The sequence below is a fragment of the Roseateles sp. Mitsp63 genome (assembly GCF_059491535.1).
Genome location: NZ_CP168509.1, coordinates 4,958,756 through 4,983,771, shown reverse-complemented (window position 1 = coordinate 4,983,771; position 25,016 = coordinate 4,958,756). Strand labels below are relative to the sequence as shown.

Annotated in this window: 25 protein-coding genes and 1 tRNA gene; 23 read left to right on the top strand and 3 right to left on the bottom strand. The window is 68.6% G+C overall.

From position 1 onward, the window contains the following. The first annotated feature begins 42 nt into the window (after window positions 1-42). From ACEN96_RS21595 to ACEN96_RS21550, 10 genes are all read left to right on the top strand, one after another. Window positions 43-1,125 (top strand): patatin-like phospholipase family protein, encoded by a 1,083-nt coding sequence (locus ACEN96_RS21595; RefSeq protein ID WP_495585097.1) that lies wholly within the window; start codon window positions 43-45, stop codon window positions 1,123-1,125. Window positions 1,126-1,328: 203 nt separating this feature from the next. Beyond that, complete coding sequence (thrS, locus tag ACEN96_RS21590) at window positions 1,329-3,254, top strand: threonine--tRNA ligase (RefSeq protein WP_495585096.1); 1,926 nt, start codon at window positions 1,329-1,331, stop codon at window positions 3,252-3,254. A gap of 68 nt (window positions 3,255-3,322) precedes the next feature. After that, window positions 3,323-3,868, top strand: a complete 546-nt coding sequence (infC, locus tag ACEN96_RS21585; protein ID WP_279759897.1) for a translation initiation factor IF-3 — start codon at window positions 3,323-3,325, stop codon at window positions 3,866-3,868. 150 nt (window positions 3,869-4,018) lie between these two features. Further along, window positions 4,019-4,222 (top strand): 50S ribosomal protein L35, encoded by a 204-nt coding sequence (rpmI, locus tag ACEN96_RS21580; RefSeq protein ID WP_495585095.1) that lies wholly within the window; start codon window positions 4,019-4,021, stop codon window positions 4,220-4,222. A 26-nt stretch (window positions 4,223-4,248) separates the two neighbouring features. Then, the gene (gene rplT, locus ACEN96_RS21575) at window positions 4,249-4,605 is read left to right on the top strand and encodes a 50S ribosomal protein L20 (RefSeq protein ID WP_058934277.1); all 357 of its coding nucleotides are present in this window, start codon (window positions 4,249-4,251) and stop codon (window positions 4,603-4,605) included. 178 nt (window positions 4,606-4,783) lie between these two features. After that, on the top strand, window positions 4,784-5,821 hold the full coding sequence (gene pheS / locus ACEN96_RS21570) for a phenylalanine--tRNA ligase subunit alpha (RefSeq protein ID WP_495585094.1): 1,038 nt from the start codon (window positions 4,784-4,786) through the stop codon (window positions 5,819-5,821). A gap of 39 nt (window positions 5,822-5,860) precedes the next feature. Continuing rightward, entirely contained in the window at window positions 5,861-8,275 is a 2,415-nt protein-coding gene (pheT, locus tag ACEN96_RS21565) for a phenylalanine--tRNA ligase subunit beta (protein WP_495585093.1), read from the top strand. Between the two features lie 20 nt (window positions 8,276-8,295). Beyond that, window positions 8,296-8,661 (top strand): integration host factor subunit alpha, encoded by a 366-nt coding sequence (locus ACEN96_RS21560; RefSeq protein ID WP_343639363.1) that lies wholly within the window; start codon window positions 8,296-8,298, stop codon window positions 8,659-8,661. Between the two features lie 40 nt (window positions 8,662-8,701). Then, a complete protein-coding gene (locus ACEN96_RS21555) occupies window positions 8,702-9,169 on the top strand; it encodes a MerR family transcriptional regulator (protein WP_495585092.1) in 468 nt (155 codons plus the stop codon). A 34-nt stretch (window positions 9,170-9,203) separates the two neighbouring features. Then, window positions 9,204-9,280 (top strand) — tRNA-Pro (locus tag ACEN96_RS21550). Between the two features lies 1 nt (window position 9,281). On the opposite strand, the gene ACEN96_RS21545 is transcribed toward ACEN96_RS21550, so the two are convergent. Next, window positions 9,282-10,532 (bottom strand): acyltransferase family protein, encoded by a 1,251-nt coding sequence (locus ACEN96_RS21545; RefSeq protein WP_495585091.1) that lies wholly within the window; start codon window positions 10,530-10,532, stop codon window positions 9,282-9,284. A 116-nt stretch (window positions 10,533-10,648) separates the two neighbouring features. Here ACEN96_RS21545 and ACEN96_RS21540 point away from each other — a divergent pair, with 116 nt between their 5' ends. The 5 genes from ACEN96_RS21540 to ACEN96_RS21520 all read left to right on the top strand — a co-directional run bounded on the left by ACEN96_RS21540 (window position 10,649) and on the right by ACEN96_RS21520 (window position 15,359). Beyond that, window positions 10,649-11,590: a LytTR family DNA-binding domain-containing protein gene (locus ACEN96_RS21540; protein WP_495585090.1), complete on the top strand. Its 942-nt coding sequence runs from the start codon at window positions 10,649-10,651 to the stop codon at window positions 11,588-11,590. Window positions 11,591-11,653: 63 nt separating this feature from the next. Further along, the gene (locus ACEN96_RS21535; protein ID WP_495585089.1) at window positions 11,654-12,811 is read left to right on the top strand and encodes an ABC transporter permease; all 1,158 of its coding nucleotides are present in this window, start codon (window positions 11,654-11,656) and stop codon (window positions 12,809-12,811) included. After that, window positions 12,808-13,674, top strand: a complete 867-nt coding sequence (locus tag ACEN96_RS21530) for an ABC transporter ATP-binding protein (protein WP_495585088.1) — start codon at window positions 12,808-12,810, stop codon at window positions 13,672-13,674. The genes ACEN96_RS21535 and ACEN96_RS21530 overlap by 4 nt, the downstream gene beginning before the upstream one ends. Window positions 13,675-13,749: 75 nt before the next feature. Then, on the top strand, window positions 13,750-14,712 hold the full coding sequence (locus ACEN96_RS21525; RefSeq protein WP_495585087.1) for an MlaD family protein: 963 nt from the start codon (window positions 13,750-13,752) through the stop codon (window positions 14,710-14,712). Continuing rightward, a complete protein-coding gene (locus ACEN96_RS21520) occupies window positions 14,709-15,359 on the top strand; it encodes an ABC-type transport auxiliary lipoprotein family protein (RefSeq protein ID WP_495585086.1) in 651 nt (216 codons plus the stop codon). Before ACEN96_RS21525 ends, ACEN96_RS21520 begins: the two co-directional genes overlap by 4 nt. 3 nt (window positions 15,360-15,362) lie before the next feature. Here the strand turns inward: ACEN96_RS21520 and ACEN96_RS21515 are convergent, their stop codons facing one another. Next, a complete protein-coding gene (locus ACEN96_RS21515) occupies window positions 15,363-16,949 on the bottom strand; it encodes a helicase HerA-like C-terminal domain-containing protein (protein WP_495585085.1) in 1,587 nt (528 codons plus the stop codon). 103 nt (window positions 16,950-17,052) lie between these two features. Here ACEN96_RS21515 and ACEN96_RS21510 point away from each other — a divergent pair, with 103 nt between their 5' ends. From ACEN96_RS21510 to rng, 8 genes are all read left to right on the top strand, one after another. Then, a complete protein-coding gene (locus tag ACEN96_RS21510) occupies window positions 17,053-17,778 on the top strand; it encodes a YebC/PmpR family DNA-binding transcriptional regulator (RefSeq protein ID WP_495585084.1) in 726 nt (241 codons plus the stop codon). Continuing rightward, window positions 17,775-19,055: a phosphoribosylamine--glycine ligase gene (gene purD, locus ACEN96_RS21505; protein WP_495585083.1), complete on the top strand. Its 1,281-nt coding sequence runs from the start codon at window positions 17,775-17,777 to the stop codon at window positions 19,053-19,055. Before ACEN96_RS21510 ends, purD begins: the two co-directional genes overlap by 4 nt. A gap of 152 nt (window positions 19,056-19,207) precedes the next feature. Then, the gene (gene hemF, locus ACEN96_RS21500) at window positions 19,208-20,143 is read left to right on the top strand and encodes an oxygen-dependent coproporphyrinogen oxidase (RefSeq protein ID WP_495585082.1); all 936 of its coding nucleotides are present in this window, start codon (window positions 19,208-19,210) and stop codon (window positions 20,141-20,143) included. A 10-nt stretch (window positions 20,144-20,153) separates the two neighbouring features. Continuing rightward, complete coding sequence (gene nadD, locus ACEN96_RS21495; protein ID WP_495585081.1) at window positions 20,154-20,780, top strand: nicotinate (nicotinamide) nucleotide adenylyltransferase; 627 nt, start codon at window positions 20,154-20,156, stop codon at window positions 20,778-20,780. Continuing rightward, window positions 20,781-21,644 (top strand): ribosome silencing factor, encoded by an 864-nt coding sequence (rsfS, locus tag ACEN96_RS21490; protein WP_495585080.1) that lies wholly within the window; start codon window positions 20,781-20,783, stop codon window positions 21,642-21,644. A 4-nt stretch (window positions 21,645-21,648) separates the two neighbouring features. After that, the gene (gene rlmH, locus ACEN96_RS21485; RefSeq protein ID WP_091734000.1) at window positions 21,649-22,119 is read left to right on the top strand and encodes a 23S rRNA (pseudouridine(1915)-N(3))-methyltransferase RlmH; all 471 of its coding nucleotides are present in this window, start codon (window positions 21,649-21,651) and stop codon (window positions 22,117-22,119) included. A 7-nt stretch (window positions 22,120-22,126) separates the two neighbouring features. Further along, window positions 22,127-22,756, top strand: coding sequence for a Maf family protein (locus tag ACEN96_RS21480; protein WP_495585079.1), 630 nt, complete (start codon window positions 22,127-22,129; stop codon window positions 22,754-22,756). A 112-nt stretch (window positions 22,757-22,868) separates the two neighbouring features. Continuing rightward, a complete protein-coding gene (gene rng, locus ACEN96_RS21475) occupies window positions 22,869-24,362 on the top strand; it encodes a ribonuclease G (protein ID WP_495585078.1) in 1,494 nt (497 codons plus the stop codon). A 51-nt stretch (window positions 24,363-24,413) separates the two neighbouring features. On the opposite strand, the gene ACEN96_RS21470 is transcribed toward rng, so the two are convergent. Beyond that, window positions 24,414-25,010, bottom strand: coding sequence for a hypothetical protein (locus ACEN96_RS21470; RefSeq protein ID WP_495585077.1), 597 nt, complete (start codon window positions 25,008-25,010; stop codon window positions 24,414-24,416). Window positions 25,011-25,016 lie beyond the last annotated feature (6 nt).

The following is a 25,016-nucleotide window of genomic DNA, read 5'->3' as shown; positions in this document are numbered from 1 at the left end:
GGCCGCGCCGGGCCACGAAGTCATGAAAGGACGACCCGCCCGATGCAGGCCTTGCAGATCCTCGCCGGACCCCGCGCGCGCCAGCGGCTGCGCGACCATGGCCTGCGCGCCGCCGACGTGCGCGTCGTGCCCGGCGCCGCCGGCGGCCCGAAGGGGCTGATCCTCAGCGCGCTCGATGCCCACCTGTTCGGCGAGTTCCTGCCGTCCGGCGGCCAGGAGGTGCACCTGCTGGGCGCCTCGATCGGCGCCTGGCGCATGGCCACCGCCTGCCTGACCCGCGACGCCGCGCAGGCGCGCGCCGAGTTCGAGCGCCTGGCCCACGACTACGCCCATCAGGACTACGAGTCCGAGCCCGGCAAGCGCCCCAGCGCGGCGACGGTGTCGCGCGCGTTCTCCGGCAAGCTCGCCGAGATCTTCGGCGGCCGCGAGGCCGAGGTGCTCTCCCATCCGCAGTTCCGGCTGCATGTCTTCACCTCGCGCGGCAAGCACGTGCTGCGGCGGGAAGGGCGCCTGCGCACGCCGCTGGGGTATCTCGGCGCCTTCGCGGCCAATGCGATGTCGCGCCGCGCGATGGGCGCGTGGCTCGAGCGGGTGGTGTTCTCCGACCGGCGCTCGCCGCTGCCGATGCCGCTCGCGGACTACCGCAGCCATCAGGTCGCGCTGGACGCCGTCAACCTCAAGCCCAGCCTGCTGGCGAGCTGCTCCATCCCGTTCTGGCTGCAGGCCGTGCACGACATCGAGGGCGCGCCCGCCGGCGCCTACTGGGACGGCGGCATCACCGACTACCACCTGCACCTGAACTACGCGGCGATGGTCGGCGACGGTCTGGCGCTGTATCCGCATTTCCAGGCCAGCGTGATCCCGGGCTGGCTGGACAAGGCGCTCAAGCACCGGCACCGGACCAGCGCCTTCCTCGACAACGTCGTGCTGCTGACGCCCCACCCCGATTGGGTGAAGACGCTGCCGGGCGGCAAGCTGCCCGACCGCAGCGACTTCCAGCGCTACCTCCACGACGTGCCCGGCCGCGCCCGCGACTGGCTGCGCGCCGTGCGCGAGGGCGAGCGCCTGCGCGACGAGTTCCAGGAAGCCTGCGCGCGGCCCTCCCTCGACATCCAGGCGCTCTGAGCTACACTGAGCGCTTCATTTTCTTTTTCCAACAAGGACCGGGAAAGGCGAATTGGTTATGACACCGCGGACTACCACCTCCACTGCGAAGGTTTGAGCGGCCGCGGCTCGTCACGTCTTTTCATCAGCTGTCCGGAAAAAGTCAGCACCCCAGAGGAAGCGCGGCAAGTGGCCGCGCTTTTTTGTTTCTGGAGCACACGAACATGTCGAACATTTCCATCCAACTGCCCGACGGCTCCAAGCGCGAATTCCCGCAGCCGGTGACGGTCGCCGAGGTCGCCGCCTCGATCGGCACGGGCCTGGCCAAGGCCGCGCTGGCCGGCCGCGTCGGCTCGGGCGAGGGCGCCCGGCTCGTCGACACGAGCTTCCTCATCGACCAGGACACGCAGCTGGCCATCGTCACGGACAAGGATCCGGACGGGCTGGAGGTGATCCGCCACTCGACGGCCCACCTGCTGGCCTACGCGGTCAAGGAGCTGTTCCCCGACGCGCAGGTCACGATCGGCCCGGTCATCGAGCACGGCTTCTATTACGACTTCTCGTACAAGCGCCCCTTCACGCCCGAGGACCTCGCGGCGATCGAGGCCAAGATGGCCGAGCTCGCGAAGAAGGACGAGAAGGTCGTGCGCTCGGTGCTGCCGCGCGACGAAGCGGTGCAGTACTTCAAGGGCATCGGCGAGGCCTACAAGGCCGAGATCATCGAGAGCATCCCGGCCAACCAGGATGTGTCGCTCTACGCCGAAGGCGGCTTCACGGACCTGTGCCGCGGCCCGCACGTGCCCTCGACGGGCAAGCTCAAGTTCTTCAAGCTGATGAAGGTGGCCGGCGCCTACTGGCGCGGCGACCACCGCAACGAGCAGCTGCAGCGCATCTACGGCACGGCCTGGGCGACGAAGGACGACCTGGCCAACTACCTGCGCATGCTGGAGGAGGCCGAGAAGCGCGACCACCGCAGGCTGGGCAAGGACCTGGAGCTGTTCCACATCGACGAGCACGCGCCGGGCGTGGTGTTCTGGCATCCGAAGGGCTGGACGGTGTGGCAGGAGGTCGAGCAGTACATGCGCCGCGTGTACCGCGACAACGGCTACCAGGAAGTGAAGGGCCCGCAGCTACTGGACAAGACGCTGTGGGAAGCCACGGGCCACTGGGACAAGTACCGCGACAACATGTTCACGACGGAATCGGAGAAGCGCGATTACGCGCTCAAGCCGATGAACTGTCCCGGTCACATCCTGATCTTCAAGCACGGCATCAAGAGCTACCGCGACCTGCCGCTGCGCTTGGGCGAGTTCGGCCAATGCCACCGCAACGAGCCCACGGGCGGCCTGCACGGCATCATGCGCGTGCGCGGTTTCACGCAGGACGACGGCCACATCTTCTGCACGGAAGACCAGATCCTGGCCGAGTGCGTGGCGTACACGGCACTGTTGCAGAAGGTCTACAAGGACTTCGGCTTCGAGAACATCATCTACAAGGTGGCGACGCGCCCCGACGCGCGCATCGGCTCCGATGAGGTCTGGGACAAGGCCGAGTTCGCGCTGATGGAGTCGCTGCGCGCCTCGGGCGTGGAATTCATCATCGCCCCCGGCGACGGCGCCTTCTACGGCCCGAAGATCGAATACACGCTCAAGGATGCGATCGGCCGGCAGTGGCAGTGCGGCACGATGCAGGTGGATTTCTCGATGCCGGGCCGCCTCGGTGCCGAGTACGTCGGGGAGGATGGCGAGCGCAGGACGCCCGTCATGCTGCACCGCGCGATCGTCGGCAGCCTGGAGCGTTTCATCGGCATCCTGATCGAGCAGCACGCCGGCGCGCTGCCCGTCTGGCTGGCGCCGACGCAGGTCGTTGTCGCGAATATCACGGATGCCCAGGCGGACTACGTTTCCGACATTGTGAAATCGCTGCAAAAACAAGGGCTTAGGGTCCACGCAGATTTGCGCAATGAAAAAATCACGTATAAAATCCGCGAGCATTCGCTGCAAAAAGTGCCGTTCATCCTCGTCGTGGGCGACAAGGAAAAAGCGAACGGCGCTGTTGCAGTACGCGCCCGAGGCAACCAGGATCTGGGTGTGATGTCGCTGGAGGACTTCGTGTCGAAGCTCTCGCAAGCCATCGCGGACAAGACCTGAGTCGGGCGCTTTTTGCGTTGCATTGATCACTTCGGCCCCTTGCCAGGGCCTGTCGAAAGGTAACCACCATCGCTACTTTTGCTGACCGTCGTGCGATTCCGGAGCGCAAGCACCGCCTGAACCGCGAAATCACCGCTTCCGAAGTCCGTCTGAATGGCCCGGAGAACGAGCCGATCGGCATCGTCTCGATCCAGGAAGCGCTCCGGATGGCCGGTGACCTGGACGTCGACCTGGTTGAAATTGCCGCCACGGCTGTCCCGCCGGTGTGCCGCCTGATGGACTACGGCAAGTTCAAATACCAGGAGCAGAAGCGCGCGGCGGAAGCCAAGTCCAAGCAGAAGGTCATCGAGGTCAAGGAAGTCAAATTCCGTCCGGGCACGGACGAAGGCGACTACCAGATCAAGATGCGCAACCTGCGCCGCTTCATCGCGGAGGACGGCGACAAGGGCAAGGTCACGCTGCGCTACCGCGGCCGCGAGATCACCCACCAGGACATCGGCATGCGCATGCTCGAGCGCATCCGCGATGAACTGGCGGATGTGGCGGTGGTGGAGCACATGCCCAAGCTCGAGGGCCGCCAGATGATCATGGTGCTGGCGCCGAAGAAGCGCTGAGCATCTGCGAGAATCGCGGCGGGGCCGGAAGGCCCCGTCTCAGTTTCAGCCCGCCGATCTGGTCGTCGGCGGGCTTATTAGTCTCCTGCAGGCCAATCAAGTACTCCGGAACCGGGGTCGCCTGGAGGGACGCACATAGAAGGAGCAGTCATGCCCAAGATGAAGACCAAGAGCAGCGCGAAAAAGCGTTTTCGCGTTCGTCCGGGTGGCACCGTCAAGCGCGGTCAGGCGTTCAAGCGCCACATCCTGACCAAGAAGACCACGAAGAACAAGCGCCATCTGCGTGGCGCCACGAGCGTGCATGAGACCAACATGGGCCACATCGCCGCGATGCTGCCCTCCGCTGGTCTGTAATCCAGCTGTAGACAAGGAGATACAACATGCCTCGCGTCAAACGTGGTGTTACCGCACGTGCTCGTCACAAGAAGGTCCTGGCTCTGGCCAAGGGCTTCCGTGGTCGTCGCAAGAACGTCTTCCGCATCGCCAAACAGGCGGTGATGAAGGCGGGCCAATACGCCTACCGTGACCGCCGTGCCAAGAAGCGCGTGTTCCGCCAGCTGTGGATTGCCCGTATCAACGCGGCAAGCCGTGGCCTGGGTCTGAGCTACAGCAAGTTCGTGGCCGGCCTGAAGAAGGCCCAGATCGACATCGACCGCAAGGTCCTGGCCGATCTCGCCGTCAACGATCCTGCTGGCTTTGCCAGCATCTTCGCCAAGGTGAAGGCCGCTCTGGCTTAATTGCCATCGTCCGCTTGCGGGTGCTCGCCCGCGGCGGACTGGCCGCTTCGGCTTGCCGAGGCAGCCCCCTTTGAAGGCCGGCACCTGGGTGTCCGGCCTTTTTTCATTCCGGAGCGGTGGTGCGATGTTCGCCATTCGCCACCGTCCCTGCCCGCCAACGACTCCCAGTCGCCCCGCGATGAACGACCTCGATCAATTGCTGCAACAGGCTACCGGCGATTTCGCCGCCGCCACGACTCCCGCTGACCTGGAGAACGCCAAGGCCCGCTTCCTGGGCAAGACCGGCCAGGTCACCGAGCTGATGAAGGGCATGGCCGCGCTGTCGGTCGAGGAGAAGAAGACCCGCGGCGCGCAGATCAACCAGCTCAAGCAGGGCATCGAGGCCGCGCTGAACCAGCGCCGCCAGGCGCTCGCGGATGCCGAACTCGAGAAGCAGCTCAAGGCCGAGGCCCTGGACGTGACGCTGCCCGGCCGCCAGCGCGGCACCGGCGGGTTGCACCCGATCACGCGCGCGATGGAACGCATCGAGGCCATCTTCGGCTCGATGGGTTTCGACGTGGCCGACGGCCCGGAGATCGAGAACGACTGGTTCAACTTCACGGCGCTGAACACGCCGGAAGACCATCCGGCGCGCTCGATGCATGACACCTTCTATATCGAAGGGGGTCATGTCTTGCGCACGCACACCAGCCCGATGCAGATCCGCTACGCGGTGCAGCACGTCAAGAAGCATCGCGCGCTGATCGACGCCGGCCAGCCGATGCCCGAGATCCGCGTGATCGCGCCGGGCCGCACCTACCGTGTCGACAGTGACGCGACGCATTCGCCGATGTTCCACCAGGTCGAGGGCCTGTGGGTCGGCGAGAACATCAGCTTCAAGGACCTCAAGTCCGTCTACGTGAACTTCATGCAGCAGTTCTTCGAGACGACGGACATGGAGATCCGTTTCCGCCCCAGCTACTTCCCGTTCACCGAGCCGAGCGCCGAGATCGACATGATGTTCGGCTCCGGTCCGTTGAAGGGCCGCTGGCTGGAGGTGTCGGGCTCGGGCCAGGTGCACCCGCAGGTGATCCGCAACATGGGCCTCGATCCCGAGCGCTACATCGGCTTCGCCTTCGGCTCGGGCATCGACCGCCTGGCCATGCTGCGCTACGGCGTGAACGACCTGCGCCTGTTCTTCGACGGCGACCTGCGCTTCCTGTCGCAGTTCAAGTAAGCACGCCTGTCGGTCGCCTAGAGAGCAAGAAAGAAAACCATGCAATTCCCTGAGAGCTGGCTGCGGGCCTTCTGCAATCCCGCCCTGAACACGCAAGAACTGGCCGAGCTGCTGACGATGTCCGGCCTGGAGGTCGAGGAGCTGCGCCCGGTGGCGCCGCCGTTCCACGGCATCGTCGTGGCCGAGATCGTCGAGGCCGCGCAGCATCCCGACGCGGACCGCCTGCGCGTGTGCAAGGTCAACGCCGGCGGCCCCGAACTGCTGCAGATCGTCTGCGGCGCGCCGAACGCGCGCGCGGGCATCCGCGTGCCGCTGGCCATGATCGGCGCCGAGCTGCCCCCGGGCGAGGACGGCAAGCCCTTCAAGATCGGCAAGGGCAAGCTGCGCGGTGTCGAGAGCTTCGGCATGCTGTGCTCGGCCCGCGAGCTCAAGCTGTCCGAGGATCATGGCGGCCTGCTGGAGCTGGCCGCGGACGCGCCCCTGGGCGAGGACATCCGCAAGCACCTGAACCTGGATGACACGCTGTTCACGCTGAAGCTGACGCCCAACCTGGCGCATGCGCTGAGCGTCCACGGCATCGCCCGCGAAGTGGCCGCGCTGACCGGCGCGCCGCTGACCGCGCCGGAGATCCAGCCTGCCGCCGTCGCCAACGACGCGAAGCTGCCGGTGCGCATCGAGGCGCCCGATCTGTGCGGCCGCTTCTCGGGCCGCGTGATCCGCAACGTCGACATCAAGGCCCGCACGCCGCAGTGGATGGTCGACCGCCTGGCCCGCTGCGGTCAGCGCTCGGTGTCGCCGCTGGTGGACATCTCCAACTACGTGATGTTCGAGCTGGGCCGCCCGTCCCACATCTTCGACCTGGACAAGATCCATGGCGAGCTGGTCGTGCGCTGGGGCAAGCCGGGCGAGCAGCTCAAGCTGCTGAACGGCAACACCATCGAGGTCGACGGGCAGGTCGGCGTGATCGCCGATCGCGAGCAGGTCGAGTCGCTGGCCGGCATCATGGGTGGCGACGCCACCGCCGTCTCCGACGACACGAAGCACATCTATGTCGAGGCCGCGTTCTGGTGGCCGAAGGCGGTGATGGGACGGTCGCGCCGCTACAACTTCTCGACCGACGCGGGCCACCGTTTCGAACGGGGCGTCGACCCGGCGGGCACCGTCGATCACATCGAGCGCATCACGCAGCTGATCCAGTCGATCTGCGGCGGCGAGGCCGGCCCGATGGACGACCAGACCACCGCGCTGCCCGAGCGCAAGCCGGTCGCGCTGCGCGTCGAGCGCGCCGCCAAGGTGATCGGCATGCCCGTCACCCAGGCCGATTGCGAAGGCGTGTTCAAGCGGCTGGGCCTGGCCTTCACGTCGGTGCCGGGCGTGATCACGGTGACGCCGCCGTCCTTCCGCTTCGACATCCAGATCGAGGAAGACCTGATCGAGGAAGTCATCCGCGTGCTCGGCTATCCGAAGCTGCCGTCGACGCCGCCGCTGGCGCCGGTGGTGGGCAAGGTGCGCAGCGAGTCGCGCCGCGCCACCCACGCGCTGCGTCACGCGATGGCCGGCCTGGGCTACTTCGAGACGATCAACTTCAGCTTCGTCGAGGCGCGCTGGGAGCAGGAACTCGCCGGCAACGCCCATCCGATCCAGCTGCTGAACCCGATCGCGGCGCCGCTGGCGGTGATGCGCACCTCGCTGATGGGCTCGCTGGTCCAGGTCTTGCGTCACAACCTGTCGCGCAAGGCGCCGCGCGTGCGCGTGTTCGAGATCGGCCGCGTGTTCCTGCGCGACGCCTCGGTGCAGGAAAGCGACACGACCATCGCCGGCATCGCCCAGCCGATGCGCCTGGCCGGCCTGGCCTGGGGTCCGGCGGACCAGCAGCAGTGGGCGCTGAAGGATCGCGCCGTCGATTTCTTCGACGTGAAGGGCGATCTGGAAGCGCTGTTCGCGCCGCGCGCGCTGAGCTTCGAAGCCGCCGGCCATCCGGCGCTGCATCCGGGCCGCAGCGCCCGGGTGCTGCTGGACGGCGTCGAGATCGGCGTGATCGGCGAGCTGCATCCGAAGTGGCGCCAGGGCTATGAGCTGCCGTCGGCGCCGGTGCTGTTCGAGCTGTCGCTGGACGCCGCGCTGGCGCGCACGCTGCCGCAGGGTCAGGGCGTGCCCCGCCTGCAGGCGGTGCAACGCGATCTGGCGCTGATCGTCAATGAGCAAGTGACCTATGCCTCCCTCATGCGGGCGATCGAATCCAGTGGCGAAGCCCTGGTACGCTCTGCGCGTTTGTTCGACGTCTTCAAGCCCGCCCAGCCGACGGCGGAGCTGCAGGCGGGCGAACGCAGCCTGGCCGTGCGCCTGGAGCTGCTCGATGACGAGAACACGCTGACCGACGAACGCATCGAGCAGGCGGTGGCGAAGGTGGTGACGGCGCTGGGCGAACGCCTGGGCGCGCGCCTGCGGGGCTGAAGGGGGAGGGGAGGACATCCATGAACGATGACGATCTGAAGGAGCAGGCGCGCGTGCTGCTCGGCAGCCTGGAGACGCCCACGCTGACCAAGGCCGAACTGGCGGAGCTGCTGTTCGACAAGCTCGGCCTGAACAAGCGCGAGTCCAAGGACATGGTCGAGGCCTTCTTTGACATCATTCATCAGAGCCTGTCCAGCGGCCGGGAGGTGAAGCTGTCGGGCTTCGGCAACTTCAACATCCGGCGCAAGGCGCCCAGACCGGGGCGCAACCCGCGCACCGGCGAAGCGATCCCCATCAAGGCCCGCAACGTCGTGACGTTTCATGCGAGTCACAAATTGAAAGAAGCCGTCCAAGGCAACACGCCTTCGACGGGGGACTTCGAGTAGAGTCTGACCCTTCCCGCCGCCGCCGGAGCCGTTGATCCCCATGGACGTCCAGCTTCCCGCCATCCCTGCCAAGCGCTACTTCACGATCGGTGAGGTGAGCGAGCTGTGCGGCGTGAAGCCGTATGTGCTGCGGTACTGGGAGCAGGAGTTCACCCAGCTCAAGCCGATGAAGCGGCGCGGCAACCGCCGCTATTACCAGCACCATGAAGTGCTGCTGATCCGCCGCATCCGCGACCTGCTCTACGACCAGGGCTTCACGATCAGCGGCGCGCGCAACCAGCTGATCGACACGGTCCATGCGGGCGCGGCGTCGAGCGCGCAGGAATTCCGTGCCGAGGCAATCGCCGCGGCGCGTCTCGATTCGTTCCGTGATCACCGCGAAAGCGCGCGCGCCTTGGCGGCGGATGTCGCCGATGGCGCGGCGCACACCAGCGTGACGCTGGAGAAGCTGACGCTGGAGCAGGTCCGGGACGAGTTGTTGTCGATTCGAGAGAGTTTGCTTGCCTGAGCGCAGAAATTGCGTATAGAATCTGAGGCTTCGTCGGGGTGTAGCGCAGCCTGGTAGCGCACTTGCATGGGGTGCAAGGGGTCGCGAGTTCGAATCCCGCCACCCCGACCATTTAATAAGAAGAACCAAGAAGCCCGGTACCGCAAGGTGCCGGGCTTTTTGCTTTGGGGCCCAGACCCATCCACGGACGCAGGACGTCGACGCGCATCGCCAGCCACGCGGCAAACAGGCAGGCCGCGGCGGTGATCGCGATGAGCGTGAGGGCCTCGAGCGCCAGCGGCCACTGCAGCGGCGCCAGCAGATGGCCCGCGATGACGGTCACCGTCTGGTGGACGATGTAGAACGGGAACACCGCCAGCGTCAGCCAGCGCAGCGCCGGAGAGTCCTTTCCAGCGAGCCACTGCCGACCGAATCCCAGCGCCGCGACGATTGGCAGCCACTGCTTGCCGGCATTGAGCGCGCGCATCGCCATCAGCAGCCACTCGGGGAACTCATCGCCGTGGCCGGCGCGCCACCCGTCGACGATGCCCTGCGACAGCAGCTGGACGAGGACATAGCCCCCCAGCGCGACCCAGCGCATGCGGCGCGCGGCGTCCCAGGCGCCGTGGCGGTCGTCGCGCGACCCGAACAGCGCGAATCCGAGCACGAACATCGCGCCATAGAGCGCGTGCTGGTACCAGTCGTGGACGAGATCGTTGGTGCCGGGAAAGCGGTCGAGCAGATGCTGGCGCAGCAGCGCGAACAGCAGCCATGGCACCCACAGCAGCCGTCCGCCCGCGATGAGACGCCGCCAGCCTGCGTGCCCGAAGCCCGCGCGCACGGCCGGCACCGTCAACGCCAGCAGCACGACGGCGGTGTAGGCCCACAGGTAGGGCAGGAACCAGAGGTGGTTCCAGGTCGGCAGGGACAGGCAGTCGTTGCCGCGGCAGAAGCCGTGATAGGCCTGGAAATAGAGCTTCAGGAAATCGAGGTAGCTGCCGCCGTAATGGAGTTTCTCCACCACCTCCAGGTAGGACTGCGGCGGCACGATCACCGTCATCCCGAACAGCAGCGGCAGCAGCAACCGCTTGCTGCGCGAGGCCAGCAGCGCGCCGGGGCGTTCCAGGCGCTCCGCCATCAGGGCGGTGGCGGCGCCGGAGATCAGGAACAGCAGCGACATCCGCCACGGGTTCAGCCACAGCATCCAGGCCTCGAGCGCCGGGATGAGCCGCGGCGATTTCACATGCCAGTCCCAGCTCACGTAGAACATGCCCGAGTGGTAGAGGATCAGCAGGCCGAAGGCGAGCACGCGCAGCCAGTCCAGTTCGGTGAGGCGGGACGCGCCGGTCCGGACCGGCGCGGGGGAGGGGGTGGTGGCATTCATGAGGACGGAGCATCGGCGCGCGCCCCTCGCAGGAGGGAGGAATGTGACGAGCCGCCCCCGCGCGGTGACGATCCGCCCCGTCCCCGGGCTGTCCCGCGCCCCTACACTGCGCCGCCATGACCGAGGACAAATGGCTGGGGATCTACCTGAAGCATCGGCGCTGGATCGAGCGCGCGGCCTGGGCCGCGCTGCTGATCGGCTCGGCCGTCGCCAACACGATCACCGTCAACCTGGACCTGCGCCGCGCGAGGCTGCCGGTCGACATCTGGGAACCCGCGGTCTGGGAGTTCTCCAGCGCGCTGGTGTGGATCGCGCTCGTGCCGCTGCTGGTGCGCGCCGCCGACACCAAGCCCTTGCGCTGGGGGCTGCTCCGGCGCCATCTCCCCTGGCACCTGCTGTTCGCGCTGATGACGAGCCTGGCGCACGTGCTGGGCATGGTCGCGCTGCGCAAGCTGGCCTACGCGGCGCGAGGCGCGCACTACGACTTCGGCAACTGGCCGCTCGAGCTGTTCTACGAGGCGCTGAAGGATGTCCGCAGCTACGCCTTCATCCTGCTGATCGTGGGCGCTTACCGGCTGTTCGTGTGGCGCTGGCAGGGGGAAGCGAGCGTGCTCGCCGAGCCGCCAGCCTTGTCGGAGCCCCTCCCGCCCGGCCTCCCGCCGTCCGGCCTTGCGGCGCCTGAACCGCTGCCCCCCGAACGCTCGGCCCCCGGGCCCTCGGCATCGCCGGACCGCCCCGAGCGGCTGCTGGTGAAGAAGCTCGGCAAGGAATTCCTGCTCCCGATGGAGGAGATCGAATGGGTGCAGGCCTGTGGCAATTACGTCAACCTGCGCCGCCAGCAGCATGACTATCCGCTGCGCAGCAGTCTCGGCGCTTTCGAGCAGCGGCTGGATCCGGCGGCGTTCGTGCGCGTTCACCGCAGTTACCTGGTGCGGCTGAGCCTGATCGACACGATCGAGCCCACTGAGGCCGGCGATGCCCACCTGCGGCTGCGCGACGGCAGCCGCGTGCCCTGCAGCCGCACCTACCTGGAGCGCCTGCGACAGCGTCTTGTCTGACTGGGCGAACTCCTGCGCGCCGGATTCACTGAAGCCGCCATGCGCGGCTATGCTCTGACCCCAATGGACGCCCCCCTGGAAACCCGAACCTCGGCCGATCCGTCGCCGCGCCTGCTGCGCGAGTCCGGCGAAGGCGGCCGTCTGCGGGCTCGGCTGGAGGGCGACTGGACGCTGCTGGCGCTGCGCGAGCGCGTCGAGTCGCTGCGCGGCGAGCTCGGCGAGGTGCCGACCGCGAACGTCTCCTGGGACCTGAGCGCGGTGCGCCGGCTCGATCCGACCGGCGCGCTGCTGCTGTGGCAGGCCTGGGGCCGCCGCCAGCCGGACGACCTGCGCTGGCCGCCGGCGCCGCTGGCGGACATGTTCCAGGCGCTGTTCGCGCGCCTGGGCAGCAAGCAGGGCAAGCCGGCCAGGCCGCCGCGCGCGCAGAACGTGCGCCAGTTCGGCCAGGGCCTGCTGAACCTGGCCGGCCACCTGCTCGACGCCACGGCGCTGCTGGGCCAGGTGGTGCGCGATCTCGGCACGCTGGCGCGCCACCCGGCGCTGATCTCGTGGAAGGACATCTCCGCCCACATCTACCGCAGCGGCGCGCAGGCGCTGGGCATCACGGCGCTGGTGGGGGTGCTGGTGGGCATCACGCTGTCCTACCTGACCGCCAAGCAGCTGCAGAGCTATGGCGCCGACATCTACGTCATCAACATCCTGGGCATCAGCGTCTGGCGCGAGCTCGGGCCGCTGCTCGCGGCGATCCTGGTCGCCGGGCGCAGCGGCTCGGCGATGACCGCGCAGCTCGGCGTGATGCGGGTGACGCAGGAGCTCGACGCGCTGTCGGTGATGGGCATCTCGCACACCATCCGGCTGGTGCTGCCCAAGATGGTGGCCTTGTCCCTGTCGCTGCCGCTGGTGATGACCTGGACCAGCAGCATGGTGCTGCTCGGCGGCATGATCGCCGCCAGAGCCACGCTCGGCCTCGAGTACGTCCAGTTCCTGCAGGGGCTGCCGGCCGCGGTGCCGGTGGCCAACCTCTGGCTGGGACTGTCGAAGTCGGCGGTGTTCGGGCTGCTGATCGCGTTCGTGGCCTGCCATTTCGGGCTGCGCATCAAGCCCAACAGCGAAAGCCTGGGGACCGGCACCACCGCCTCGGTGGTGGCGTCGATCACCGTGGTCATCATCGTCGACGCGATCTTCGCGGTGATGTTCTCCGACGTGGGGTTGAAGTCATGAGCGACTGCATCGAACCAGACCCGGCCGCGGCGATCGAGGCCCTGGAAGTCCATCCCGGCGAGCCGGTGATCGAGGTGCGTCATGTCGGCACCGTGCTGGGCGGCGTGCGCATCCACAAGGACCTCAGCCTGGAGGTCACGGCCGGCGAGGTGCTGGGCATCATCGGCGGCTCGGGCAGCGGCAAGACGACGCTGCTGCGCCTGATGCTGGGGCTGGAGCGCCCCAGCGAGGGCGAGATCCTGATCTTCGGCCACAAGCTCGGCAAGTGCGAGGCCACCGACCTGGCGCAGGTGCGCCACCGCTGGGGCGTGCTGTTCCAGCAGGGGGCGCTGTTCTCGGCGCTGACGGTGTTCGACAACATCGCGCTGCCGCTGCGCGAGCTCAAGAGCCTGCCCAAGGACCTGATCGCGGAGCTGGTGATGACCAAGCTGCAGCAGGTCGGGCTGAAGCCGGAGGACGGCATCAAGATGCCGGCCGAACTCTCCGGCGGCATGATCAAGCGGGTGTCGCTGGCGCGCTCGCTGATCATGGATCCGCAATTGCTGTTCCTGGACGAGCCGACGGCGGGCCTCGATCCCGCGAGCTCCAAGGGCTTCGTGCAACTGATCGAGAGCCTCAAGCGCGAGATGGCGCTGACGGTGGTGATGGTCACGCACGACGTGGACACGCTGTTCGCGATCGCCGACCGCGTGGCGGTGCTGGCGGACCAGCACCTGGTCGCGCACGGTCCGCTGGAGGTGGTGGTGAAGCAGCAGCATCCGTTCATCCGCAACTTCTTCCTCGGCCACGCGGACCGCTGCGCCGGCGACAACCTGCGCCACTACCGCGACGCGCTGCATCACCGCGACGAGCTGCCGGCCTGAGGGCCGCGGCGAGGCGAGGACCAGACGAGCCAAGAGCAAGAGCAAGAGCGACAAGAAAGGATTTCGGGCGAGCACATGGAAAACAAGGCACATGCATTGGCCACCGGCCTGTTCGTGCTGCTGCTCGGAGCGGCGCTGGTGGCGGTGATCCTGTGGTTCCGCGACGACCGCGGCGACACGCAGAGCTTCACCGTCGTGACCCGCGCCGGCGTGCCGGGCCTGAACGTCAAGGCGCCGGTGAAGCTGCGCGGCGTGCAGGTGGGCAAGGTGGATGCGATCCGCTTCGATCCGGCGGAGCCCCGGCAGATCCTGGTCGACATCGAGGTCGACGCCGACGCGCCAATCGCGGCGGGCACCACCGCCAAGCTGGGTTACCAGGGCATCACGGGGCTGTCGTTCATCGACCTGTACGACGGGCCCGAGCCCGGCGATCCGAAGCAAAGCGTGCTGACGACGCGGCGCATCGCGCTGGCGCCGTCCTTCTTCGACCAGCTGCAGGACGTCGGGCCCAAGCTCGCCGCGAGCGCGCTGCAGACGATGGAGCGCATCCAGCGCGTGCTCAGCGACAGCAACCAGCAGCAGCTCAGCCAGACGCTGGTGCAGCTGAACCAGGCCTCGGCCGGGCTCAATGAGCTGGTGCACGAACTGCGGCCGGCGGCGCAGGCGCTGCCCTCGCTGGTGAAGAACGCCGATGGGCTGGTCGTCGCCGGACGGCACACGCTGGGCAACGTCGACACGCTGGCGAAGCAGGGCGGCGAACTGGTGGATGAATACAAGGGCAAGGCCGTGGCGATCGACCAGCTTGGCGACGCGGCGGTGCAGCTGCAGCGCACGCTGCGCCGGGTGGAGCTGTCGCTGGTGGGCTCGACCGACAAGCCGCGCCAGCGCGCCGTGCTCGACGACCTGTCGCAGGCCGCCCGCGCGCTGGAGCGCGCCGCGCAGCGCATCGGCGATCAGCCGCAGAGCCTGATCCTCGGACCGAAGCCCGGCGAGCCGGGGCCCGGCGAATCGGGCTTCGACGCGGGAGCGAAGAAATGAACGACGACCTCGACCTTCCCCGCACCGGCAGCCTGCGGCGCGTGCTGACGGTGAGCGCGCTGGCGATCGCCGCGGCGCTGGCGGCCGGCTGCGGCAGCCGCGGTCCGGCGCCCTCGCAGATGGACCTCGGACCTGCCGCGGCCTGGCCGGCGCAGATGACGCTTGCGCGGCGCGTCGACCTGCAGGCGGTGAGCGCGCCCGAAACGCTGCAGGGCACCGGCATCGCCTACCGGCTCAGCGACTCGGACCCGTATGCGCGGCGCGCCTATCGCGACTCGCGCTGGGCGGCGCCGCTGCCGGTGCTGGTGGGCGCGCGGCTGCGGCAGCAGATCGCCCGCGCGCCCGTGGTCCCCCCGGCGGCGGGCGCGGAACCCCTGGCCGCGATCGGCGTCACGCTCGAACTCGAGGAATGCCTGCAGAACTTCAGCAGCGCGGCGCGCAGCGAGGTGCAGGTGCGCGTGATGGCGACGGCCGAGGACGGCACGCAGCGCGCCTTCGATCGCACCGAGCCGTCGGGTGCGAACGCCGAGGGCGCCGTCAAGGCGACGGCGGCGGCGGTCGATGCGCTCGGCCCCGAGATCGCGGCCTGGGCGGCGACCCTGTCGCCGCGCGACACGGCGCGGCCGCCGGGACGCGGCCGGCGTTGAGGCTCAGCGGCGCTTGGAGCCGCCGAGCAGGCTGCCAAGCACGCCGCGGACGATCTCGCGTCCGACCGACGAGCCGATCGAGCGCAGCGCCGACTTGGCCGCCGTCTCCGCCAGGCCCTCGTGACGTCCGCCACGCGGCCCGGTGCTGCCGAACAGCACGTCCTTGAGTCCGTCCAGCATGCCGCCGCCCTGGTCCGGCTGCGGCGCCGGCGCGGCCCGGCCACCGCCCGTGCGCAAGGCGTCGTCCGCCTCGTCGGCCATCGAGCCGCCGCGCGCCGGCGACTGCTGCTGGCGCTGCTGCGCCGCGGGCGTCGCGGCGGCGCGGCCGGTCAGCTTCTCGTAGGCCGACTCGCGGTCGACCTGCTTCTCGTACACGCCCGCGACCAGCGAACCCGCGATCAGGGCCTTGCGCTGTTCCGGCGTGATCGGGCCGATCTGGCTGCCCGGCGGCAGCACGAAGACGCGCTCGGTGACGCAGGGCCGGCCCTTTTCGTCGAGCAGGCTGACCAGCGCTTCGCCGACACCCAGTTCGGTGATCGCCATCGCGATGTCCAGCCCGGCCTTGGGCCGCATCGTGTCGGCCGCCGCCTTGACCGCCTTCTGGTCGCGCGGCGTGAACGCGCGCAGCGCGTGCTGCACCCGGTTGCCAAGCTGGCCCAGCACCGTGTCCGGGATGTCCAGCGGGTTCTGCGTCACGAAATAGACGCCGACGCCCTTGGACCGCACCAGCCGCACGACCAGCTCGATGCGCTCGACCAGCGCCGAGGGCGCGTCCTTGAACAGCAGATGCGCCTCGTCGAAGAAGAACACCAGCTTGGGCTTGTCCAGGTCGCCGACCTCGGGCAGGGCCTCGAACAGCTCCGACAGCATCCACAGCAGGAAGGTCGCGTACAGGCGCGGGGCGGCCATCAGCTTGTCGGCGGCCAGGATGTTGATCACGCCCAATCCATCCGACGTCTGCATGAAGTCGTGGATGTCGAGCATCGGCTCGCCGAAGAACTTGTCGCCGCCTTGCGCCTCGATCTGCAGCAGGCCGCGCTGGATCGCGCCGACGCTGGCGGCCGAGACGTTGCCGTACTGGGTGGTGAAGTCGCTGGCGTTGTCGCCGACGTGCTGCAGCATCGCGCGCAGGTCCTTCAGGTCCAGCAGCGCCAGGCCCTGGTCGTCGGCGATCTTGAACACCATCTGCAGCACGCCGGCCTGGGTCTCGTTGAGGCCCAGCATCCGCGACAGCAGGAGCGGGCCCATGTCCGAGACCGTCGCGCGCACCGGGTGGCCCTGCTCGCCGAACACGTCCCACAGCGTCGTCGGGCAGGCGATCGCGGCGGGCGGCTCGATGCCGCGCTCCTTCAGCACCGCCAGCAGCTTGGTCGACGGCGCGCCGGCCTGCGAGATGCCGGTCAGGTCGCCCTTGACGTCCGCCATGAACACCGGAACCCCCATCAGGCTGAACGATTCGGCCAGTTTCTGGAGACTGATCGTCTTGCCGGTGCCGGTCGCGCCGGTGATCAGACCGTGGCGGTTGGCCAACGCGGGGAGCAGCTCACATGCGGTGTCGCCGTGGCGGGCCAGCAGGATCGGGTCGGCCATGCGGAAGTCTCCAGAGGCAAAAAGCTAAAATCGCAGTCTAACGAAGCATCAACAGCGCCGGCCCGGACTTTTTCCGGGCCGTCGTTCATAGGAGAACGAGGACATGGCAGGGCATTCCAAATGGGCCAACATCCAGCACCGCAAGGGCCGCCAGGACGAGAAGCGCGGAAAGATCTGGACCCGCCTGACGCGTGAAATCATCGTCTCGGCCCGCGCCGGGGGTGCCGACGTCAACATGAACCCGCGCCTGCGCCTGGCCATCGAGAAGGCCAAGGCCGCCAACATGCCGGCCGACAACATCAAGCGCAACGTCGACAAGGCCACCGGCAACCTGGACGGCGTGACCTACGAGGAAATCCGCTACGAGGGCTACGGCATCGGCGGCGCGGCCATCATCGTGGACTGCATGACCGACAACCGCGTGCGCACCGTCGCCGAGGTCCGTCACGCGTTCAGCAAGTACGGCGGCAACCTGGGCACCGAAGGCTCGGTGGCCTTCCAGTTCAAGCATTGCGGCCAGCTGGTGTTCGCGCCGGGCACCTCGGAGGACAAGGTCATGGAGGTCGCGCTGGAGGCCGGCGCCGAGGACGTGGTCACCGACGACGACGGCGCCATCGAGGTGCTGACCGCCCCGGGCGACTTCGAGGCGGTGAAGAACGCGCTGGAGGCCGCGGGCCTCAAGCCCGAGATCGCCGAGGTGACGATGCGCGCCGAGAACACCATCGACCTGGCCGGCGAGGACGCCGCGCGCATGCAGAAGCTGCTCGACGTCATCGAGGACCTGGACGATGTCCAGGAGGTCTATCACAACGCGAGCCTGTCCGAATGAAGGTCCTGGTCCTTGGCAATGGTGGTCGCGAGCACGCGCTGGCCTGGCGCCTGGCGCAGGGCGAGCGCGTCACGCAGGTGTTCGTGGCCCCCGGCAACGGCGGCACCGCGCGCGATCCGCTGCTGAAGAACGTCCCGATCACCGACGTGAAGGCGCTGGCCGACTTCGCGATCGAGCAGAAGATCGCGCTGACGGTCGTCGGTCCCGAGGCCTTCCTGGCGGCGGGCGTCGTCGACGAGTTCCGCGCCCGCGGCCTGCGCATCTTCGGCCCCACCAAGGCGGCCGCGCAGCTGGAGAGCTCCAAGGCCTTCGCCAAGGAGTTCATGAAGCGCCACGGCATCCCGACCGCCGCCTACGAGACCTTCAGCGACGCCGCGCTGGCGCATGCCTACGTCGACGCGCAGGGCGCGCCCATCGTCATCAAGGCCGACGGCCTGGCGGCGGGCAAGGGCGTGGTCGTGGCGATGACGCTGGCCGAAGCGCATGAGGCGATCGACTGGATCCTGGCCGACAACAAGCTCGGCGTGGTCCACAACGAGGGCGGCGCGCGCGTCGTCATCGAGCAGTTCCTCGAAGGCGAGGAAGCCAGCTTCATCGTGCTGTGCGACGGCCGGAACGTCCTGCCGCTGGCCACCAGCCAGGATCACAAGCGGCTGCTCGACGGCGACCACGGGCCCAACACCGGCGGCATGGGCGCGTACTCGCCGGCGCCGGTGGTGACGCCCAACGTCCACGCCAAGGCGATGCACGAGATCATCATGCCGACGATCCAGGGCATGGCCCGCGACGGCACCCCCTTCACGGGCTTCCTGTACGCCGGCCTGATGATCGACGCGCAGGGCCAGCCGCGCACGGTGGAGTTCAACACCCGCATGGGCGATCCCGAGACGCAGCCGATCATGATGCGTCTGAAGAGCGACCTGTTCGAGGTCCTGATGCACGCCACCGACGGCACGCTCGACCAGGTCGAGCTGCAGTGGGACCGCCGCGCGGCGCTGGGTGTCGTGATGGCCGCGGGCGGCTATCCGCTGTCGCCGCGCAAGGGCGACGCGATCACGGGCCTGCCCGAGGACGCCGAGGACGCGATGGTGTTCCATGCCGGCACCGCGATGCAGGACGGCAAGCTGGTCACCAGCGGGGGCCGCGTGCTGTGCGTGACCGCGCTGGGCGAGGCCGTCCGCCATGCCCAGCAGCGGGCCTACCAGGCTGCGCAGTCGATCCAGTTCGACGGCAAGCAGTACCGCCAGGACATCGGCCACCGCGCGATCAAGCGTTGACCTGACGTGGCCCTTTCCGCCCCTCGCCGCCGGACCGGCACGCTGACGCCGATGCCGGGTGGCGGCGCGGTGGCGCGCGCCGTGCCCGGAAGGCGCGCGCGCCCGCGCCGGCCACTGGCCCCTCAATTTCCCGTTCAGGACGGAGATCCCCGATGAACACGCAGTTGGTGCGCGACTACCTGCTGGGTCTGCAGCAGCGGATCGTCACGACGCTGGAGCGGCTCGACGGCCAGGCCTTCATCGCCGATGCCTGGCAGCGCGAACCCGGCGGCCGCCTGGAGGGCGACGGCCTGGTGCGCCTGATCGAGAACGGCGCGGTGTTCGAGCGCGGCGGGGTCAACTTCTCGCATGTGCGCGGACGGGTCCTGCCGCCGTCCGCGACCGCGCACCGGCCCGAGCTGGCCGGCTCGCCCTTCGAGGCCATGGGCGTGTCGCTGGTGATGCACCCGCATAACCCGTTCGTGCCGACGGTCCACATGAACGTGCGAATGTTCGCCGCGCTGCCCGCCGGCCGCGATCCGGTCGTGTGGTTCGGCGGCGGCATGGACCTGACGCCGTACTACGGCTTCGAGCGCGACGCCCAGCACTTCCATCGCACCTGCCGCGCCGCGCTCGAGCCGCATGGCCAGGACCTCTACCCGCGCTTCAAGCAATGGTGCGACGAGTACTTCCACCTGAAGCACCGCAACGAGCCGCGCGGCATCGGCGGCATCTTCTTCGACGACTACGCCGAAGGCGGCTTCGACCGGGCCCTGGGCATGCTGCAGTCGGTGGGCGACGCCTTCCTGCCGGCCTACGAGCCCATCGTCGAACGCCGCCATGGCCTGGCCTATGGCGAGCGCGAGCGTGACTTCCAGGCCTACCGCCGCGGCCGCTACGTCGAGTTCAATCTCGTCTTCGACCGCGGCACGCTGTTCGGCCTGCAGTCCGGCGGGCGCACCGAATCCATCCTGATGTCGATGCCGCCGGTGGCGCGCTGGCGCTATGACTGGTCGCCGGAGGAGGGCTCGCCCGAGGCGCGGCTCTACAGCGACTTCCTCCGCCCGCGCGAGTGGGCGGACGAGGTGCCGACGCACCTCTGGTTCTGAAGGGTCCCGAGTGAGCAGCAGCCATTCGCACCGCGCGCGACAGGTCGGATGGTTCGGCGGGTCGTTCGATCCGGTCCATCGCGCGCACCTGGCGCTGGCGCATGCGGCGCTCGGGCAGCTGGGGCTCGATGAGGTGCGCTGGGTCGTCGCTGGCCAGCCCTGGCAGAAGTCGGGCCGCCGGATGGCGCCTGCAGCGGACCGCGCCGCGATGGTGCGGCTGATGATCGGTGGGGAGGAGGGCGATGGGCGCTTCATCCTCGATGATCGCGAAATGACACGCGCCGGTCCGAGCTACACGCTCGACTCGGTGCGCGAGTATGGGCTGGAGCGCCCCGACGACGCGCTCTGGCTGATCCTGGGACAGGACCAGCTGGCCGGCTTCACGAGCTGGAACGGCTGGGAGGAACTGGTCGAGCGCATGGGGCTGGCGGTGGCCGCCCGCGCGCAGGACGAAGTGAGGGCGCCGGCGGCGCTGCTGGAACGGCCGCACCGGCTGGTCAAGCTGACGATGCCGGCGCTGCAATGGTCATCCACCGAGGTCCGCCATCTGGCGGCCGAGGGCGCTGACGTGGGGCCCGTGGTGGGCGACGAGGTGGCGCGGTATATTGCCCGGCACCGTCTCTACAGTGAGAACTGAATGGACATCAAGAAACTGGAACGTGCCATCGTCGATGGTCTGGAGGATGTGAAGGGCCAGGACATCCTGGTCTTCGACACCGAGCGCCTGTCGCCGCTGTTCGAGCGCGTGATCATCGCGTCGGGCACGAGCAACCGGCAGACCAAGGCGCTGGCCTCCAGCGTGCGCGAGACGGTCAAGAAGCGCGGCATGCAGGTCATGCGCACCGAGGGCGAGGACAACGGCGAATGGATCATCGTCGACTGCGGCGCCGCCGTGGTCCACCTGATGCAGCCGGCCATCCGCCAGTACTACCACCTCGAGGAGATCTGGGGCGGCAAGCCGGTCAAGCTCAAGCTGGGCAATGCCGGCACGAAGCTGGTGAAGGCGTCCGAGCCGATGGACGAGGACGAGGACGACCAGCCCAAGGCGAAGAAGGCCGCAGCCAAGAAGCCGGCGAAGGCCAAGGCCAAGCCGGACGACCGCGAGACCGTGGCCCCCGCGTCCAAGAAGGCGCCGACGCGCGCGACTGGCACCAAGTCCGCCGCCGCGAAGACCGCCAAGCCGGCCGCGAAGTCCGCCGCCAAGCCCGCGGCGAAGAAGACGGCCGCGACGTCCGCCGGCGCGAAGACTGGAACCAAGACGGCGGCCACCAAGACCGCTCGCAAGACCGCGGCCGCCAAGGCGCCGGTCGAGACGGTGAAGGTCGGCTCGAAGAAGCCGGCGACGAAGAAGGTCTCGCCGAAGGCGGCCGCGCCGACCAAGACGGCCAGACCCGCCGTGAAGAAGGCCCCCGCCAAGACCGGCACCAAGACCGGCACCAAGACGGCGGCCGCCAAGAAGACGACGGTGAAGACCGGCACGAAGTCCAAGGCCAAGGCCTGACCCCGTGCGTCTGGTGCTGTGCGCGGTCGGCCAGAAGATGCCGGCGTGGGCCGATGAGGCCTATGAGGATTTCGCCAAGCGCTTCCCGCCGGAGATGCGGCTGGAGCTGAAGGCGGTGAAGGCGGAACCGCGCACCACCGGCAAGTCGACCGAGCAACTGATGGCGGCCGAGGCCCAGCGCCTCGATGCCGCCTGCCCGAAAGGGGCGCGTCGCGTCGTGCTCGATGAGCGCGGTGAGCGGGTCACGAGCAAGCAGCTCGCGCAGCGGCTGGAGACCTGGCGCGGCGATGGCCGCGATGTCGCGATCTTCATCGGCGGCCCGGATGGCCTGGACGACAGCATCAAGTCGCGCGCCGACGAGAAGCTGCGTCTGTCCGACCTGACGCTGCCGCACGCGTTCGTCCGCGTGCTGCTGGCCGAAGGCCTCTACCGCGCCTGGTCCGTGATGGAAGGGCATCCGTATCACCGCGAGTGAATCGTCCATGACCGACGCTGCTGCCGCCGCTCCCTTCGCCTTCGTCTATCTCGCCTCGCAGAGCCCGCGCCGCCGTCAGTTGCTCGAGCAGATCGGCATCCGCCATGAGCTGCTGCTGCCGGGTCCCGATGAGGACGCCGAGGCGCTGGAAGCGCTGATCGATGGCGAGTCGCCCGACGACTATGTGCGGCGGGTGACCGCGGCCAAGTTGCAGGCCGCGCTGCAGCGGCGCGAACGCCGGGGTCTGGCCCCCGCGCCGGTGCTGTGCTCGGACACCACGGTCGCGCTGGGGGACCGCATCCTGGGCAAGCCCGACGACGCCGCGCATGCGGCGGCGATGCTGGCCAGCCTGTCGGGACGCGAGCATCGGGTGCTCACCGCCGTGGCCGTCGGACTGCCGGACGGCCGCGTGCTGAGCGCGGTCAACGTGTCGCAGGTGCGCTTCGCCGTGATCGGCCAGGCCCGGCTCGATGCCTACGTGGCGTGCGGGGAGCCGATGGGCAAGGCCGGCGCCTATGCAATACAAAGTCAGGCCGCCGCCTGGATCGAGCACATCGCCGGCAGTTATTCGGGCATCATGGGCCTGCCGTTGTTCGAAACGGCGCAGTTGCTGCGGGAGGCCGGCTTCGTGGTCTGAGGCCGGGCACGGGCGGACGGACACGGACGGACACGAACACAGGGCGATCCCGAAGGCGACTCGAGCGTTGCCGCCAGCCCCGAGGCTGACGAGAGCGCTGGAGCACAAGAACATGGAAGATATCCTGATCAATTGGTCGCCGCAGGAGACGCGCGTGGCCGTGGTCGAGAACGGAGCCGTGCAGGAACTGCACATCGAGCGCACGCTGGAACGCGGCCTCGTCGGCAACGTCTATCTCGGCAAGGTGGCGCGCGTGCTGCCTGGCATGCAGTCCGCCTTCATCGACATCGGCCTGGAGCGCGCGGCCTTCCTGCACGTCGCCGACCTGCACCTCAATGGCGTGAATCCGCGCGGCCATCACGGGCCGCATGGCGAGAGCGGCCAGGCGGTGCCGATCGAGCGGCTCGTCTACGAGGGTCAGGCCTTGACCGTGCAGGTCATCAAGGACCCGATCGGGACCAAGGGCGCGCGGCTGTCGACGCAGATCTCGATCGCGGGGCGGCTGCTGGTGCACCTGCCGCAGGACAACCACATCGGGATCTCGCAGAAGATCGGCTCGCCGGAGGCGCGCGACGCGCTGCGCGGGCGCATGCAGACCCTGGTGTCGGCCGGCGTGCAGGACGGCAATACCGGCGGCTTCATCCTGCGGACCAACGCGGAAGAGGCGAGCGACGACGAGCTGGGCGCGGACATCGCCTACCTGCGCAAGACCTGGGCCTCGATCCGCGACAAGTCGTTGAAACTGCCGCCCGGCAGCCTGCTGTTCCAGGACCTCAGCCTGGTCGAGCGCGTGCTGCGCGACCTGGCCAGCGAGCGGACCAACTCGATCCGGATCGACTCGACGCTGCAGCACGACGTGCTGCGCCGGTTCGGCGAGACCTACATGCCGGCGGCGACCGCCAAGCTGGAGCTGTACCGCGGCGAGCGTCCGATCTTCGATCTGCACAACATCGATGCCGAGATCGCCCGCGCCCTGGCGCGGCGCGTGGACCTGAAGTCCGGCGGCTACCTGATCATCGACCAGACCGAGGCGATGACGACGATCGACGTCAACACCGGCGGCTTCGTCGGCGCGCGCAACTTCGACGACACGATCTTCAAGACCAACCTCGAGGCGGCCGGCGCGATCGCGCGCCAGCTGCGGCTGCGCAACCTGGGCGGGATCATCATCGTCGACTTCATCGACATGACGCGCGAGGAGCACAAGACCTCGGTGCTGCAGGAGTTCCGCAAGCAGTTGAACCGCGACCGCACGAAGGTGACGATTGGCGGCTTCACGCAATTGGGGCTGGTCGAGCTGACGCGCAAGCGCACGCGCGAGTCGCTGGCCCGCATGCTGTGCGAGCCGTGCCCGACCTGCGAAGCGCGCGGCCAGGTCAAGACCGCGCGGAGCATCTGCTACGAGATCATGCGGGAGATCCTGCGTGAGTCCCGGCAGTTCAATCCCAAGGAGTTCCGCGTCGTGGCCGCGGCCAATGTCGTGGAAATGCTGCTCGACGAGGAGAGCCAGCATCTCGCGGGCCTGTCGGACTTCATTGGCAAGCCGATCTCGCTGACCGCCGAACCCACCAACCAGACCGAGCATTACGACATCGTGCTGATGTGAGGAGCCGCCGCGCCGGCCGGGCGCGGCGAGCGGCGGAGGCGCCGGACGCGCTCAGGCGCTGCCCAGGCGCAGGCTGGCGAGCAGCGCGCGCGCCGCGTCCAGATCGGGCGCGAAGGGCCACGGCACCGTCGTCACGCCTTCCTCGAAGCCGCGGCATGCCAGCGCCGCGGCCTGGCGCACGCACACCGCCGGCGCATGGTCATGGATCAGGCCGGCGGCCGCGGTGGCGGCCGCGATCGCCGCATCCCGCACGCCCATCGGCGACAGCTCCAGATAGGACAGCGCGCGGGGCGTCAGCCGCTCATGCACCTCGACGAAGGAGAGCCGGGAGAGTCCCGTCGCGCGGCTGCGCTCGTCGAGATCCTCCATCGCGATCCGATGACCGAGTTGATGCAGCGTGGCCAGCAGGACCTCGCGCAGCCGGCGGCCGTGGACGAGCGCCTCCGAGGACGCGACGCGCATGCCCGGCGACAGCGAGCCCGTGTCGACACGGAAGCTCCGGAACATCAGCAGCCCCGCCAGCCACGCCGCGCCCAGGATCTGGGTCTGCGCGTGGGCCAGTCCGTCGTCGGTCACCAGGTGGGCGCGGGCCAGCCGGTGGAAATGCGCCGACGCCGCGACCAGATGCTTGAAGGCGACGCCGCTCATGCCGCC